The organism is Yersinia sp. 2466 StPb PI (assembly GCF_041538325.1).
GTDB lineage: Bacteria > Pseudomonadota > Gammaproteobacteria > Enterobacterales > Enterobacteriaceae > Yersinia > Yersinia enterocolitica_E.
This window is the reverse complement of the sequence record NZ_JAULSL010000001.1, coordinates 3,199,905-3,216,406: the sequence shown is the minus strand read 5'-3', so window position 1 is coordinate 3,216,406 and position 16,502 is coordinate 3,199,905. Positions and strand designations below refer to the sequence as shown.

Sequence of the window (16,502 nt, the reverse complement as noted above, 5' to 3'; positions counted from 1 at the left end):
AGAGCCAGCTTACGAGCTGGCTTTTTTATGGGCTATTGGTAGTGTATTCTGTTGCTCATGCAGCCTGTCTGGCCCTACTTTCCACCCTGGAATCAGATTGAAATATCTCTCTTCATTTCGCACGACCCTGAAAATATCCCGTTACTTGTTTCGGGTATTGGCCATTATGTTATGGTCACTTGGTGCACTGTTGACCACTTTTTATATCCTGAACATCCTCAACGAGAAAAAATCTGACATCCGTCAGGAATATAATACTAACTTTGAGCAGGCTCAGAGCTACATCAGGCACTCTGCCGATATCATCCGCGATATCAAATATATGGCGGAAAACAGATTAAATCAGGATTCGGCGAGCAGTGATATCGCTGCTGGCGCTTTTATCAAAAACAAAACGACACCACAATATCATCCGCTTAATACCGGTGCGGATTGTGCTGCACTTAATTCGTCGCGCCACTCTTCATTAAGTTCTCTTAGTAACCTGATTCTGTACTGGAAAGAGAACTTTGCCGCAGCTTATGACCTTAACCGGATATTCTTTATTGGCAGCGACACGCTGTGCATGGTGGATTTCGATATTCGCAATACCCCGATGGAGCAGGAGAGTCTGCTTAAGTCATTGAATGAAAATATTTTAAAATATCGAGATGCAAAAAATCAGGATAAAGACAGCACGTTGTATTGGATAGTACCGGGTGTGCGGCCTGAAATTGGTACCTTATATGTCCTGACCCCCCTCTATGTGGGCAACAAGCTAGAGGCAATGGTGGGTACTGAGCAAACTATCCGCCTGGAGGATTTTATCTCTTCCGGGACATTGCCTGTCGGCGTGACATTACTTGATCAGGATAATGAGCCGGTATTACGGTTAGCAACAGGGGAACGGTATGCTTCGATGTTAGACGATTACCCTGATTCTCCGTCTTATTTTGGCTACGTTGATGACTACAACTCGCTTATTCTAAAAAAGAATTTACTGCCATCAACCCTCAGCATCGCTTATTCCTTGCCGGTTAGAACGATAATAGATACATTCAAGTTATTAATTTTTAATGCATTTCTTCTGAATGCGCTTTCTGGTGTTGTGATCTTTACTCTGGCGTGGCTATTTGAGCGAAAAATGTTCCATCCAGCAGAAGATAACGCTTTGAGGCTGGAGGAACATGAACAGTTCAACCGCAAAATTGTCGCTTCGGCTCCTGTGGGCATTTCTATTCTGCGCATTAGTGACGGGACCAATATCCTCAGCAATGAATTGGCACATAATTATATTAATTTGCTGACGAATGAGGATCGCGAACGTATTACACGCATTATTTGTGAGCAGCAGGCGAACTTTGTCGATGTCATGACCAGCAATAACAATAATCTACAAATTAGCTTTGTTCACTCCCGTTATCGTAATGAAGATGTGGCTATCTGTGTGCTGGTTGACGTCAGCTCGCGGGTCAAAATGGAAGAGTCACTGCAAGAGATGGCGGCGGCGGCGGAGCAGGCCAGCCAATCAAAATCGATGTTTTTAGCCACGGTCAGCCATGAGTTGCGCACGCCGTTATATGGGATTATCGGTAACCTCGATTTGTTGCAAACCAAAGAGTTACCTCACGGTGTTGAGCGGCTGGTGACGGCGATGAATAATTCGTCAGGCTTATTACTCAAAATTATCAGCGACATCCTCGATTTTTCTAAAATAGAATCTGAACAACTGAAAATTGAGCCGAGTGAGTTCTCTACCGTGGAGGTGATAACCCATATTACGGCTAACTATTTACCGCTGGTGGTCAAAAAACGCTTAGGTCTCTACTGCTTTATTGAGCCTGATGTACCACGACAGATGCTCGGCGATCCTGTCCGTTTGCAACAGGTGATTTCTAACCTGTTGAATAATGCTATAAAATTTACAGATACTGGCTGTATTATCTTGCAAGTACGGGTGCGCGGTGATTATCTGGAATTCCGAGTGCGAGATACCGGCGTGGGGATTAATTCACGTGAGATTAACCAGTTATTTGATCCATTCTTCCAGGTTGGAACTGGAGTGCAGCGCCATTTTCAAGGGACGGGGCTAGGCCTGGCTATCTGTGAGAAGTTGGTCAACCTGATGGATGGCGATGTTGAAGTGGTTTCAGAGCTAGGAATGGGCAGTATTTTTGCTATCCGCATTCCATTATATTTTGCCGAAAATGGCAATCGGGCTAAAAATGCCGTGTTACCGCAAAGCGACCGTTGGCAAGGGAAAACCTTGTGGTTGGATATCCGCAATGCGCGGTTGGAAAGCTATTTACTTGATTTATTGCGTCATTTTGGAGCCACGATCCGGCGTTACAGTAATGAACAGACCTTGCAGGATCAAGTGCTGATTTGTGATTACTTACCGCAAATAAACGCACCTCTATCGACGTGGATTCAAATCTCCATTGAGCACATTGGTCTGCCACAAGAGACGCGTCCAGGCTATTGGTTACTGAGCACATCGACCCTACTCGAGATTATCCCGCTATTGGACCAGATATTGCTGGAACAACAATTGGTTGAGTGCGCGCCATTACAGTTGCCAGCACCGAAAGCAAATCAGGATGAGAATGCAGACTTGCAAATTCTGGTTGTGGACGATCATCCCATTAATCGCCGCTTGTTAGCCGATCAGCTCACCACTCTGGGCTACCAAGTGATTACCGCGAATGATGGGTTGGATGCTCTGGCAGTATTGAGTGCCAATAATGTCGATATTGTACTGACTGACGTGAACATGCCAAATATGGATGGTTATCGTCTGACTCAGCGCCTGCGGCAGTTAAACCATCATTTCCCGATCATTGGCGTAACCGCCAATGCATTAGCTGAAGGCAAACAACGCTGTATTGAAGCAGGGATGGATAACTGTTTGTCCAAGCCAGTGACACTGGATACATTGCGCCAGATGTTGGTTTACTATAGTGACAAAGTCCGCCGTTCACGTTAAAGCCTTCGTACTTGAAGCCGCAGGGGTGTTAGCTGCACTCATTCACCCGAATCACTTACGTGAGTAAGCTCCTCGGGATTTATTCGTTTGCTGCCTACCTGCAACTCCAATTACTTTGGCTTATATCTTGGTCTTGAAGCCGCAGGGGTGTTAGCTGCACTCATTCACCCGAATCACTTACGTGAGTAAGCTCCTCGGGATTTATTCGTTTGCTGCCTACCTGCAACTCCAATTACTTTGGCTTATATCTTGGTCTTGAAGCCGCAGGGGTGTTAGCTGCACTCATTCACCCGAATCACTTACGTGAGTAAGCTCCTCGGGATTTATTCGTTTGCTGCCTACCTGCAACTCCAATTACTTTGGCTTATATCTTGGTCTTGAAGCCGCAGGGGTGTTAGCTGCACTCATTCACCCGAATCACTTACGTGAGTAAGCTCCTCGGGATTTATTCGTTTGCTGCCTACCTGCAACTCCAATTACTTTGGCTTATGCCTTGGTCTTGAAGCCGCAGGGGTTAGCTGTTTAGGTCGTTTGGTTGTTATAACGAGAGTTAATGCATTAATAGCATGAATGGAAAAATGGATAAAAATAAGCCCGAGGTCACTGAGCAAATTTTGCTGAGCAACACCGGGCTTGAGATTATATCGGTAGATAAAGATTATTGTTCTTTATCAACCTGACTAATGGTTACAGATGAAAGATAGTTTAACAGCGCGATATCATTATCTACGCCCAGCTTCATCATGGCCGATTTCTTCTGGCTACTGATGGTTTTAATGCTGCGATTGAGTTTTCTGGCGATTTCAGTCACTAAGAAACCTTCAGCAAATAACCGTAAAACTTCACTCTCTTTCGGTGATAAACGTTTATCACCGTAACCATTAGCACTGATTTTCTCTAGCAGTTTAGCCACGCTCTCTGGGGTGAATTTCTTCCCTTTTTGTAGTGCGGCCAATGCCTTAGGCAAGTCGGCTGGTGCGCCTTGCTTTAATACTATCCCATCAATATCCAAGTCCAAAACTGAACTAAGAATAGCGGGATTATTATTCATGGTCAGAACAATTATGGCTAAATCTGGGTAATGCCTTTTTATATATTTTATCAGAGTGATGCCATCACCGTACTTATCCCCAGGCATGGAGAGGTCGGTAATTAGCACATTGGCATCAAGTTTAGACAAACTGTTAATAAGCGCTGTAGAGTCTTCAAACTCCCCGACAACGTTTACCCATTCAATTTGCTCAAGCGACTTTCGGATGCCAAACAACACAATTGGATGGTCATCAGCAATAATTACATTAAGGTTGTTCATGGTTATGGGTTACCTTGCTGCAACAGTCTGGTGACGAAAGAATCAATTTGACTGATGCTATTTTCGATCTTCAACCGATCGCCATCTGCGATATGCTGTTCTAATGTTTCACATAGCTGTTTGCCAAGTATCAGGTTCAACATAGCAAATACGCCTTTCAATCGATGTGCGGTCTGCGAAAGCGATATGAAATCACGTTGCTGAACTTCAGTATACAGTTTCTTCAGATCTACCGGTACTGTCTCAACAAATAAGGAATAATAGTCACTGGACTTTAGTTGTTGCTCGTAGGTATTTATATCATCAGCAGCAATGGATTCAGACTCTTCAGGAGACTCATCTGATAAGATTCGTTGCTCGATTAATAATAATATTGCATCAATGACAGCGCTGCCCAAATTATAATTTACCCGAATATAATTATCCTGCAACTGCTGTAAACCCACCTCGTCTGAGACTAGCAATAAGGTAAAGTTATCATACTGTTGTGGGTTATCCGTTAAGGTTACATCGTAATCCCGCCCTGGCAAACGATCATCCGCGACAATGCAATTGGCGCCGAATGAATTCAATAACGTGGTGATAATTGAACGTACTTCTTCTGAAGTTATATCTAATAGCGCCGTAACTCCGTCCAATAATTTTTCTTGCTCCTCTACTTGTTCATTTTGGATAGCCATGGTTACACGGATAGTATAGCGAGTACCTATATCTACTTTACTGCGAATCTCAAGTTGGCCGTTTAATTTCTTACATAATTGGTTACATAAAAAGAATGTTAACCCCGAGCCATGGTTGTATCGGTCAACCAATGTTTGACTGAGAAAAGGATAATTAAGATTACTGATCTCTTCATCAGAAATACCGACACCAGTATCGGTTATCTGGATAATCAGTTGTTCTGGATGCCCGGGTTCGTGGCCAACATTGAGCGTGATTTTCCCATAAGCTGTGGTGATAACAGAATAATGCAGTAGCAGCGACAGTATTTTACGTAAGATTTTTTCATCGCCGATGTAATCCTGATCGATATTGACATGATAGTGATTAAACAGCGTTAAACCTTTCTGATTTATCGCAGGCAGTACCTCCAGCAGTAGCGCATCGATTAATGCTGATAGAGAGAAGGCTCCCTGTTCAGGCTGCCAGTCCTGAGTCTCCAGCCGCGTCAGGAGGGTAATGTTATCTATCAACTCGGCGATAGTGTCAGTTTGCGCTACCAATTTGGCTTTCAGATTCTGTTGTTGCTGTAAGTCGGTGGTGTTCTGGAGCTCATGGGCTATCTGATTGAGGTTGTTGATAGGTTGATTCAGCTCAATCCCCAAGTTGTGCAACATCAATTTGCGGGCTTGCAGGTTTTTGTCGTATTCACGCCTTGCTTGTTGCAGCTTTTTATTTACCAGTACCTCTTTATCCTGATCATGAAGCAGGAACAGATAGGTTTCTGGTGAAATCTGGCTGCGGAACATCCGAATCTCATAAACTTCATTATTTACCGTGCCCTGAATCACCCCGTGGTGCTGTTCTGCCATATGAGCAATTTTTTGCAGATTTAGATGGGGCATCAGGTTATCGGCAATCTGGTTACTAGCGACTACAGTGCTGTTGCTGAAGTTATAGACCAATAACCCTTGTGGCAGGCTGGTAATAATCTCCTGACTCAGTGATTTCTGTGTTTCTAACTGTTCGACCATATCTGCACTTGGGCGCACATATTGGCGGCGCACAAAATAGATGCCTAAAACAGCCAGTACTAGCAACAATATATTGGACAAAAGGAGCCAAAAGTTGTTTCTCAGCAAATCAATGGCTAACCCCCCGACCGGGACACGATAGACAATTTTCAGCGCGGCATTCGCCAGAGGGGCTGAAAATTCTAGCCAGGAACCATTCAATGCCACGCTGGTTGCTACAATGTCCTCGGGCGCCATACCTTCATTAATGGGAGTCTTATCTTGTTGCAGCAAAAAGTTAGAACGCGCCATGTTGGAAGGTATTAAGTCATTAATTGGTAAGTCAAAAGCGATAACGGTAGCCAAATGCCCAGGATGGTTAAATGTGGTTCTCAGCGTAAAATAGTAGGCGTTCTGAAAGCGAAATTTACGTAACGGTGAGAAACTCTCACGTTCATCTAAGGTATTGGCCTGTTGCAACATTTCCGCGCGCCGAGATTCAGCAGCAACGGTCAGGTAACTTTCTTTAAAACGCGAAGTGACTTCTTTTAATGCCTGGGTGGTGATGAGTGTCAGACTATTATCTTGGCCGTTAAGATAATACATCGAGTAAGTATCATTTTGTGACCCCCAATGGCTATCAAGATAGTCAGATATCTGCAAGATCATCGGCAGTGTTGCTGGCTCGTGATTGCCAAAAATGACCGAGTCAGTTTTTCTGCGCGGCTTTTCGATATAGTAAATATCAGGGCGTAGCCGGACCTCTTGTGCGGAGAGGATACTTTTCTCAGACATATTGGGGTTATTGGCTAAATCGTATATCTGATAGGTATGATAGCGGTAATCATCGATACGTTGTTGCAGGCCTGCGGCGATAGTCGTTAGCGCGTATTTTTTTTCTGCCAGATAGGCATTGGTATAGTTGTAGCTATACAGGCCCATCGTGACGAGCAGCAGGACGATAAACAGCCAGAAACAGCGAGTGATATTCGCAGAACTGGTAGATAACGAGTTATTTTGCATAACGATAATGCATATTCCTTGATTAGCGCGTGACGGCTCTGGCGCTGGCAGTGACGGTCAGTAATAGTAACGCCACACAGCCAAAAGCCACCGATAAATTGCTTAATTGTGCGACAAACCCAATTGCCGCAGGCCCGGCTAAAATCCCGGCGTATCCGATGGTGGTAATCGATGCTACCGCCAAATTGGCTGGCATCACGGTTTGGTTACCGGCGGCGGTAAATAAGATAGGCACGACATTAGATGCCCCAAGCCCTACGAGCATAAAGCCCAAAAGAGCGGCAATTGAGCTATCAACGCTTATCGCAATGATAATCCCAAGCGCAGCACACAGACTGCCACCTAATAATACCTTGTATCGGCCCAATCCGTTGACAATCCGATCGCCATTCAAACGCCCGAGTGTCATGGCGATGGCAAATACCGCATATCCCATTCCCGCTTGTGAGGGGTCCATACCGCGCAGTGTAGTCAGGAAAACCGCACTCCAGTCAAGCATCGAGCCTTCGGCCAGAAACATAACAAAGCACAGGAAGCCAATAAACATCACCCAACCACGCGGCAAAACAAACAGTGGGCCGTCATGGGCTTCTCCGCTACCTCGTAGCAAATTCTTATTGGCAGTGAGCAGGAGAACAATCATTAGCACCACGGTAGCGATAATCGCCGCCAATGGGCTTAGCCCCAACCATAATAAAGCACTCACGCCACCAGCACCGGCAATCCCTCCGACACTAAACAGACCGTGGAAACCGGACATCATGGCCCGGCCACTGGCTTTTTCAACAATAACCGCCTGAATATTCATGGCGACATCTATTATGCCCATAGCAGCACCGAATACGAGCAGAGCGAGAGCCATCGTCACCGGGGTATTCATCAGGACTAACAAGGGAAGATCGAGGCACAGCACTGCCCCTGCCAGTAAAATCACTGGGCGGCAACCCCATTTTGCCGTTAGTACCCCGGTCAGGGGCATTGCCAGCATCGAACCGATACCAATACACAATAGCAGTAAGCCCAACGACGCATCGTTAAGACCGATACGCGCTTTGGCAAAAGGCACCAGAGGGGCCCAAGCGGCCATACCCAATCCTGCAATAAAGAATGCCAGTCGGGTCGAGACTTGCTGTGCAACACCTGGCTGCAATGTTTGTTGGAGTACTTTGGTGGTCATGAGGTATCAGATCTGCGATTGAAACGAACAAGTGATATTGACAGATGTTTCTATCACAAAGAGAAATGCGGGTCGAAGGGATTTGTCTGGATTAGTAGAATAGTTGCTTTTTATATACGGTTGCTTGCGGGCACCCCATGACTCTAAGCCCTATATATGCATGGCATAGCTGGCCTCTCTTTAGCTACTCATTAGGCTAAAATGTGGTTTTTATCATCCTAAATACACCGCAGGATAACCGTATCACTCAATAAGATTGTGGCTTAAAATCAAAAATGATTAGCCGAGGATTATTTCTAGTAGAGAGTGAACCGTTCAATTATTCATCGTTGATGAATAATTGAACGGTCATCCATAGGGCATTATAATCACTGATTAGATATTTTTAAGCTATTTGTGCTTAAATAAAACCATGAAACTATATTATTCGGCTACTATTTCATCTTGTTAATACGTGCTCACTATGAATATACTTAACTATATATTATTGGCAATAAAAAAGCCGGTCAAAGACCGGCCGTAACACTAACTAATTATCTGGCCACATAAGCCATAATGTGAATAAAAGTAAAAATAATGATGATAGCGGATGTATTATAGCCCTCGATTATTGTATTTTACTTATCAATTTGTGCTGCTGATGTATTTTTTCAACATATTGTTTTATATGTGAATTATATTTGCTCTTGATTATAAGTGCTATATTTTTAGTGTTTTTAATATTTGTTAAAGTTCGCCAGTATTTACATTTTGAAATACTTTGTTGGGTATATGAAACATTATCCGTCACTTAGTAGCATTTTCTGTATAGATTAATCCTAATCTTATTCCCACAATAGAGAAACCCCATTGGGAGTAATTGCTCGAAAGAGCAGTGGCATAATCAAATCTAATAATAGAGGATAATAACGATGAAACTTCGAGTTCTTTCTCTGCTGGTTCCGGCTTTATTAGTCGCAGGTAGTGCAGGTGCAGCTGAAATTTACAACAAAGACGGCAACAAACTGGACTTGTTCGGTAAAATTGATGGTCTGCATTATTTCTCTGACAATAAAAGCAATGATGGCGATCAGTCCTACATGCGTTTCGGCCTAAAAGGCGAAACACAAATTAATGACCAACTGACCGGTTATGGCGAGTGGGAATATCAGGCAAACCTGAATAAAGCTGAAAGTCAGGATCAAGGCAACTTCACGCGTGTTGGCTTTGCGGGTCTGAAATTTGCGGATTACGGTTCTCTGGATTACGGCCGTAACTATGGTGTGCTGTACGACGTAACTTCATGGACTGACGTGCTGCCAGAGTTTGGTGGCGATACATATGGTGCGGATAACTTCCTGTCTCAACGTGGTAACGGCATGGCGACTTACCGTAACACCAACTTCTTTGGTCTGGTGGACGGCCTGAACTTTGCGCTGCAATATCAGGGCAAAAATGGTAACGGTACTGAAACCAATAATGGCCGTGATGTACAAGGGCAGAATGGTGATGGTTACGGTATGTCCGTATCTTACGATTTGGGCTGGGGTGTGAGTGCGTCTGCGGCGATGGCCAGTTCTCTGCGTACTACTGATCAAAATAACCTGAAATTTGGTCACGGTGACCGTGCAGATGCATACACCGGTGGTTTGAAATACGATGCCAACAATGTCTATCTGGCGGCTAACTATACTCAGACTTATAACCTGACCCGCTTCGGTGATTTCGGCAATAACAATGCCGATGCAGGTTATGCTAACAAAGCGCAAAACATTGAGTTAGTGGCTCAATATCAATTTGATTTCGGCCTGCGCCCATCCGTGGCTTACCTGCAATCCAAAGGTAAAGACCTTGGCAACGGTTATGGTGACCAGGATCTGTTGAAATACGTTGATGTCGGCGCAACTTATGCCTTCAACAAAAATATGTCCACCTACGTTGATTACAAAATCAACCTGTTGGATGAAAATACCTTTACCAAAAACGCCGGTATCAACACTGATGATATCGTAGCTGTTGGTGTGGTTTACCAGTTCTAATTCTGATTACAGGATAAGTTCTGAGGCAGAACGCGGTCAATCTGGCCGCGTTTTTTTGTGTCGGTCATCAGGCTGGTATTGTTAGGACAGGATGTTTATCCGCCGAAGGCAGCTCTTACGTGCATTGAAAACAGCCGATGGTTTATCAAAAGGCGCGCCATTTTTAGCCGCACAGACTTTTTTTGACCAATTTTGGTGTGAAGTTTAACCAAACGAATCGAATTTCAATTTTTTCTAAATGAAACACTAGACATATCATCGCGCTATAGATGATAATGCTGCCCATTGGAAGGATGGCCGAGTGGTTTAAGGCAACGGTCTTGAAAACCGTCGACTGTAACAGGTCCTAGAGTTCGAATCTCTATCCTTCCGCCAAATTTAAAGCCCAAGCTTATTGCAAGCTTGGGCTTTTTGCTTTTTCAGCGGGAACAAACAGAGAGCGGCTATTACTTGGCCTGCGCCTCGAGAGTAAATGTCTCTTGAATCACCGCCATCTCTTTAACCATGATAGTTTCCGTGCGCGCTTTTGCCACGCCACGGCAGCCTTCACCATAGTGTTCACCTTCCCAACGCCCAACCAATGCTGCACCAACTGCGTTACTCATCACATTAGTGGCAGAACGGCCCATATCGAGGAAGGGATCAACACCCATCAGTAGAATCAACCCTGCTTCCGGGATATTGAACTGGCTCAACGTTGCGGCAATAACCACTAATGAAGCACGTGGAACCCCCGCCATGCCCTTAGAAGTCAGCATTAGAATCAATAACATGGTGACTTGCTCACCCATGCTCAAATGGATATTACATGCCTGAGCAATAAATATGACCGCGAACGAACAATATGCCATGGAGCCTACAAGGTTAAAGGAATAACCAATCGGCAACACAAAACTGGCAATTTTGTTGGATACGCCAAACTCTTCTAATTTCTCTAACGTACCAGGGAAGGCCGCTTCAGAACTTGAGGTGGTAAAAGCTAACAGCGCGGGTTCGCTGATGCCTTTAATTAAGCGCAGCGTGCAGCGGCCAATCAGAAGTATCGAACAACCAATCAAAATAAGCCACAGCAGGCCGAGGGTGAGATAGAACTCGCCCATAAAGATACCGGCACTGACTAATACACTTAAGCCACGCTCAGAAATCATGGCTGAAATGGCAGCGAATACGGTCAGAGGGGCAAACAACATGACGTAACCTGTGAGTTTTAGCATCAGGTGTGCCAACGAATCTAATACCGAAACGATAGGGGTAGCTTTTTCACCGATGGCGGACAGGCTAATTCCCATAAATATAGAGAACACAACAATTTGCAGGATTTCATTGCGTGCCATCGCATCCACAATACTGGTTGGGATAGCGTGTGAGATAAACACCTTAGCCGAGAATGGTACTGGTGCGATACCGTCAACAGCGCTGGCAGTCTCCGCCACGAAGTTAATCCCATCACCGGGTCTTAACAGGTTAACAATCACCAACCCGAGCAGAATGGAAATGAATGCGGCGCAAATGAACAAGAACAGCGTTTTTGAGAAAACGCGCCCTAAGGTTTTGGCATCCCCCATTTTGGCAATCCCAACCACTAATGTTGAGATGATTAATGGAGCAATGATCATTTTGATCAATCGCAGGAAAATATCGGTGAAAATAGATATTTCAGATGAGTATGATTTAGCGAACTCAGGGCTGCTAAAGGAATTAATTAAAAATCCGACAATAATACCTATTATCAGACCCAATATGATCATTGTGGTCAAATTTTTTGATTTCATAAGGATTCCATTTATAAGTAGGGTGGTATCGTTGCTCTAAACTTAATTAATAACAGTGCTGATGTTGTATTTGCCTCTATATTAATCACGGTGCAGGACGAAGCGAATGACGCAGCGCAGTGCACCGGATTATTAGAGTGTTTTTTCTATTGCTACAGTTAATGAAATACTAAATGCTAAACTCGAGTTTCAATAATGGTGCATGTTGCTGAGCACCATAGACGTCAGTATCGCCTACTGCACCCGATACCAGGCTGCGCGGTATGACTACCTTGACAGCATTGGCGGGATCGAACCAAACAATGCGGTGTACAAATTTGGGGTCAATTTTATAGAGTTGCGCAATCAGTTCTTTTTTAAATTGCCCTGATGCTTTAATGCTTGAATATATCTCTTTATCCTTAAATAAAATATCCAGCACTAATTCATAAGGACCGGCATTTTTCGATCTGACAACGTGTGCCAAATCTAAAATTGATTTTTTCATGCTACCACTCCTTCGGTTGTTACATTTTCCAAGCGGAATTTAAATGCAACTTCTGGTGTGTATTCCATCAAATGATAAATGGAGAATTCATAAACCAGTCCCGCTCGAATATCTGACGGAGAGAATGGGAAGGCCAAATTACCCGCAGTAGCTATTCGCCCGGCATAACCATAATGAAGCAGAGTAGAGCGGGCGAGTGAACATATGCTATCAGCCATGGCTTGAGTCGGGGCGACAACATCCAGCAAAATACCCAATTCATAAGAAGTGGTATCTGGCTCTGGCTCCATTTTGCCCATGACACCGTTCTTGCCGTACAGATGAAAATTGAGCTTCACCGCATCAGGATCGATTTTGAGGTTTTTTTCGACACTGTTGCGTACTTCGACCAAAATATTATCAATACCGGCAATCATAATGGAATCACGGGTGCCGGCAATACTCAGGGTACGATAGCCCACCGGACGTGCGCCTTCCAACTTCACGGTGTATGGCGTGTTTTCATGTACTGACCCGCTGACACGAACCTGGCCGTTGCCGACATTTTCAAAGCGACAGGCTTTCAGGTTCAACACGCCGCCGGGGCCGGGTAAGAAATATGGGTCAGATTTTTCATACAAGGTATGTGCCGCGGCCGAGGTTTCGGTAAATTGACGTTTCTCGTTGAAGGTTTTTAAGGTAAAGCCAGTTTCGTCCAGAATACCCATTGCGCAGTCGGAGCCTGATCCCGGTGTTGCTGCAATAGCAGCACATTCCAAAATCTTGCCACAATGCAACGCCAGACCTTCATCGAATCCCCTCATAATCGGTAACGCCGCAAAGCAGGCGGGATCATAAGCACGGCCACCTAACACCACTTGTGCGCCCGCTTGCAATGCTTCCTGAAAAGGCTCGATCCCCATTTGAGCAACGATATAGGTTGTGGCATCAATGGCTTCATGAGTCAGTTCAGGGACAAAATCCAGCGACTGAATCTTGCCGGCATCAAGGGCGGCGTGCACCACTTCTTTACTGACGTCGGCAGGGATAACAGCCAGCGTAAAGTTGAGCGATTCCTCTTTGGCAATCTCTAAAATTATCTGGCGACACCACTCCAGGTGCGGTGCAGCACCTGAACCACCCGCAGTACCGATAACCACAGGAATACCATTTTTCACCCCTGCGGTTATCATATAGCGCAGATCGCGTTTTACTCCAGCGCGGTCGGTAAAAGGTTTACCGGCACCCAAATAGTGAGGGCCGGGGTCAGAGGATCCAGCATCTACGGCGATTAAATCAGGTGACTCCTCCATCGCTTTCATAAAGCTCTCTTCCGGGAATCCGTACCCCAAGATGGCCGTTGGTGAGAGAATTTTAAAGGTCTTAGACATATCAGTTAGCCTTTGCATTAAGTTGCGCGATGGTGCGAGACATCTCGTTGAACACAATGTTCATCCCTTCATCAAAACCCATCCCCGGTTTGATTAGCATCCGCATCGGACGGGAGGCGATAGCGACATGCACACAGGTGCGAGCGCTGATATCGGTTTCGTTACAAGTCCCCCCCTGGTACGCTTCCATCCCTTTTTTATTGCAGTAAAGAACTGCGTCCACGATGTTGTGAATACTGCCCAAATCAGGGGTTTTGATCTGCACCATGTGACAACTACCCGCATCAGTAAAATCGATGATGTCTTGATAGGTGTTACACCATTCATCGGCCACAATTTTGACTTTCGAACCGAGTTTTGCCAGATTGCGGGTAATCTCAGTTAACAGGCGGATTTGGTCTGGTTTATTGCCCGCATCAACCGGCCCTTCGATATACAGATCCAGATCGCCGGCTTGTTCTTGCAGACTGGCGATATATTCAGCGCACCGCATTGGGTCCATGTCAAAAATCAGGCCAATGGTGCCGTAAACATCAATATGCAGATTCGGTTTGTAGTTAGGATCAACGCGCAGTTCAGCCACGCGTTTGGCTAACCAACTCACATAGTCACGCAGTTTTTCGCCATTGCGGCCCAGTTTTTCATCAACGTTGTTGATAAGACCATGTGGCAGAACATCGACGCCTTTAACGATCATTTTATCCACAGCGATATAACGGTCATCGCCACTTTGACCAAACAGCGGAATAGGTTTGGCAACCAGCGGCAGATGCCATTCGTCACACACTACCTCGGCTTTTAAACGCCCGGTAGCTAACGCAGTGGCATCCAGCAATGCCTGAGAAAGGCCGTAACGAATGGCGGTATGTAGCTGTTTGCCATCAATGGTCACGTCGTCAAAGAAACGGGCATTCAGACGAAACTCACTGACATCGCGCCCTTCCAGTAGGGGTTTGATATGTTTTTCTAAGAAAGGAACAAAATTTGCTGCGATAAACAAAGGATCACGACCACCAGCGCCTGAGTATTGCACTGCGGCACAGTCACCCACTGCCACGGCCCCATTTTCTAAAATTAATTGGATGTTGACGCATTCACCTGCCTGCCGAATTGACGTGAATCCCTCAGTCACCGGCTTGCCTTGATAGATAAACCCATCCAATTTCGCGCCATTTTTGATTGCTTGTTGGTCATCGAAGTAGAAAGATGAGTAACCGGCGGTGAACAGAGCGTGTTTGATTTTCATTATGGTCTTCCTATTAATTTACTGTGGGATACAGCGTTAATGTCATCAATAATCATTTGGAATGAAGGTACACGGCCTTCTTCTTTAGCGCGTTCAGCAACAAAATCATGGTGGAGTGCTAGTACATCTTCAGGCAGGGGTACTGAACCCGGATCGAAGACGCGGATGGCGCCGTGGTTATCGCGGATAGGCATCATTTTGCCGGAGTTACAGGTGGCGGGGGCAAATGGCACATCAAGGACTCCCGCTTCAAAGGCACGTACGGTACCTATCGCAATATCGCCCTGACCCAGTTCCAGCACTTTGTTCATAACGGCGCGAACTTCACGTTTAATCAGATCAACCTCGCGATCGACCTCCAGACAAGGTGGGAATTTTTGGTCACGAACCATGTTCAGCATTTGGTTCGAGGCTCTTAATCCTTGACCATTTGCCTCGGCAGTTGGGATCCCGTAGGCCTCATGTGGGCTTTTGGTAATCACCTTGGTAGCACCGGCCATCCCCGCTACTGCGGCCCCCCAAGAGATAACCGCGAATGCACGGGACTCATCTTCTGGGAATCCCCCCATCCATTGATGGAACACGGTACTCAACTCGTAATTGTCGTAGCCATTAGCGTGGAAATATTCATGAGCCAGCTCGCGTAATGATTGGATAGCCGCGATATCTTGCACAATATTACCCACCTGGCCGTAGCCCACGGTGATAGACCGGACACCTTGTTCCAGCGCGAGTAAACCTTCAATAATCGCGACCGCATGGGACACAAACGGCGGGATTAAGGTGCCGGTCAATGGGCCAAATGGCTCGCGGTTAATACGAATACCATGCTCTTCATATACCCCAATCAAGCGATCGCAGTACTGCCAGTCACGAATGGATTTCTCCAGCGTTACGCGTTTTGCATAAGGAATGTTGTAGGAGATCCCGCCGCCTTCGTAGCTGGTAAACCCACTGGCCATTGCTATCTCGGCCAGCAGCCGTGCATCAGGTGTTCCGTGACGGATCTGCAACGGTTTAGACAAACTTTCAGTAATGCTGCGACAAGCTGTTACACCGTGGTTGACGACCGGTAAACCATTGAGTTTTGATGTCCCTGCTTCGATAGATTTTTGGATGCCGATGGCTGCATCTTCGTAACGATTAAGGCGGGTATAGGCATCAATCGTGGTGGGTAGGAGGTCGCAATCTTTTTGCAACGCTGTCAGCAGTGCGATATGTTCTTCGATTAATGCGACCCCAGCACGAGGTTGGCTCAACGTAATGCCTTGGCGGTCTGCTTCAAATAATGCCCGGGCAAAATTTTTCGACTCAGGAATTGTTTGCTGATACTTAACGCCATCTTCAAATTTCTCAACGTCTTTGCCGGTGTGCCACGTTTGTAAGACGTGAAAACGTTCTGACATAAAGTGATCTAAAGAAATCTTTTTGTTGCGAAGTTCCATCATGACTCCAGTTT

General features: G+C 45.6%; 10 protein-coding genes and 1 tRNA gene. 3 read left to right on the top strand and 8 right to left on the bottom strand.

Going from position 1 to position 16,502, the window contains the following annotated elements:
* Positions 1–97: 97 nt before the first annotated feature.
* Positions 98–2,965 (top strand): two-component system sensor histidine kinase RcsC, encoded by a 2,868-nt coding sequence (gene rcsC, locus Q2T72_RS14550; protein WP_372569366.1) that lies wholly within the window; start codon positions 98–100, stop codon positions 2,963–2,965.
* Between the two features lie 658 nt (positions 2,966–3,623).
* Here rcsC and rcsB read toward each other — a convergent pair.
* From rcsB to Q2T72_RS14535, 3 genes are read right to left on the bottom strand one after another with little or no spacing between them, the layout of a single operon-like run.
* Positions 3,624–4,277, bottom strand: a complete 654-nt coding sequence (rcsB, locus tag Q2T72_RS14545) for a response regulator transcription factor RcsB (protein WP_005192390.1) — start codon at positions 4,275–4,277, stop codon at positions 3,624–3,626.
* A 2-nt stretch (positions 4,278–4,279) separates the two neighbouring features.
* Positions 4,280–6,973 carry a phosphotransferase RcsD gene (gene rcsD, locus Q2T72_RS14540; protein ID WP_083158303.1) on the bottom strand — a complete coding sequence of 898 codons (2,694 nt, stop codon included), beginning with the start codon at positions 6,971–6,973 and terminating at the stop codon, positions 4,280–4,282.
* A 22-nt stretch (positions 6,974–6,995) separates the two neighbouring features.
* Positions 6,996–8,150, bottom strand: coding sequence for an MFS transporter (locus Q2T72_RS14535; RefSeq protein ID WP_083158304.1), 1,155 nt, complete (start codon positions 8,148–8,150; stop codon positions 6,996–6,998).
* 911 nt (positions 8,151–9,061) lie between these two features.
* Here Q2T72_RS14535 and ompC point away from each other — a divergent pair.
* Both ompC and Q2T72_RS14525 read left to right on the top strand, forming a co-directional pair.
* Positions 9,062–10,168, top strand: coding sequence for a porin OmpC (ompC, locus tag Q2T72_RS14530; protein WP_083158305.1), 1,107 nt, complete (start codon positions 9,062–9,064; stop codon positions 10,166–10,168).
* 287 nt (positions 10,169–10,455) lie between these two features.
* Positions 10,456–10,543 (top strand) — tRNA-Ser (locus Q2T72_RS14525).
* A gap of 71 nt (positions 10,544–10,614) precedes the next feature.
* Here the strand turns inward: Q2T72_RS14525 and Q2T72_RS14520 are convergent.
* The 5 genes from Q2T72_RS14520 to Q2T72_RS14500 all read right to left on the bottom strand — a co-directional run bounded on the left by Q2T72_RS14520 (position 10,615) and on the right by Q2T72_RS14500 (position 16,488).
* Positions 10,615–11,940: a dicarboxylate/amino acid:cation symporter gene (locus tag Q2T72_RS14520; RefSeq protein ID WP_083158306.1), complete on the bottom strand. Its 1,326-nt coding sequence runs from the start codon at positions 11,938–11,940 to the stop codon at positions 10,615–10,617.
* A 169-nt stretch (positions 11,941–12,109) separates the two neighbouring features.
* Entirely contained in the window at positions 12,110–12,427 is a 318-nt protein-coding gene (locus Q2T72_RS14515; protein ID WP_372569365.1) for a DUF4387 domain-containing protein, read from the bottom strand.
* On the bottom strand, positions 12,424–13,797 hold the full coding sequence (locus tag Q2T72_RS14510; RefSeq protein WP_083158308.1) for an acyclic terpene utilization AtuA family protein: 1,374 nt from the start codon (positions 13,795–13,797) through the stop codon (positions 12,424–12,426). The genes Q2T72_RS14515 and Q2T72_RS14510 overlap by 4 nt, the downstream gene beginning before the upstream one ends.
* Position 13,798: 1 nt before the next feature.
* Positions 13,799–15,043, bottom strand: coding sequence for a methylaspartate ammonia-lyase (locus Q2T72_RS14505; RefSeq protein WP_102970385.1), 1,245 nt, complete (start codon positions 15,041–15,043; stop codon positions 13,799–13,801).
* Positions 15,043–16,488, bottom strand: coding sequence for a methylaspartate mutase subunit E (locus Q2T72_RS14500; protein WP_083158309.1), 1,446 nt, complete (start codon positions 16,486–16,488; stop codon positions 15,043–15,045). The genes Q2T72_RS14505 and Q2T72_RS14500 overlap by 1 nt, the downstream gene beginning before the upstream one ends.
* Positions 16,489–16,502 lie beyond the last annotated feature (14 nt).

Bases quoted from the DNA above. Each gene is read 5' to 3' on its own strand.
- rcsB (WP_005192390.1), bottom strand. From the start codon at position 4,277: ATGAACAACCTTAATGTAATTATTGCTGATGACCATCCAATTGTGTTG.
- rcsD (WP_083158303.1), bottom strand. From the start codon at position 6,973: ATGCAAAATAACTCGTTATCTACCAGTTCTGCGAATATCACTCGCTGT.
- Q2T72_RS14535 (WP_083158304.1), bottom strand. From the start codon at position 8,150: ATGACCACCAAAGTACTCCAACAAACATTGCAGCCAGGTGTTGCACAG.
- ompC (WP_083158305.1), top strand. From the start codon at position 9,062: ATGAAACTTCGAGTTCTTTCTCTGCTGGTTCCGGCTTTATTAGTCGCA.
- Q2T72_RS14520 (WP_083158306.1), bottom strand. From the start codon at position 11,940: ATGAAATCAAAAAATTTGACCACAATGATCATATTGGGTCTGATAATA.
- Q2T72_RS14515 (WP_372569365.1), bottom strand. From the start codon at position 12,427: ATGAAAAAATCAATTTTAGATTTGGCACACGTTGTCAGATCGAAAAAT.
- Q2T72_RS14510 (WP_083158308.1), bottom strand. From the start codon at position 13,797: ATGTCTAAGACCTTTAAAATTCTCTCACCAACGGCCATCTTGGGGTAC.
- Q2T72_RS14505 (WP_102970385.1), bottom strand. From the start codon at position 15,043: ATGAAAATCAAACACGCTCTGTTCACCGCCGGTTACTCATCTTTCTAC.
- Q2T72_RS14500 (WP_083158309.1), bottom strand. From the start codon at position 16,488: ATGGAACTTCGCAACAAAAAGATTTCTTTAGATCACTTTATGTCAGAA.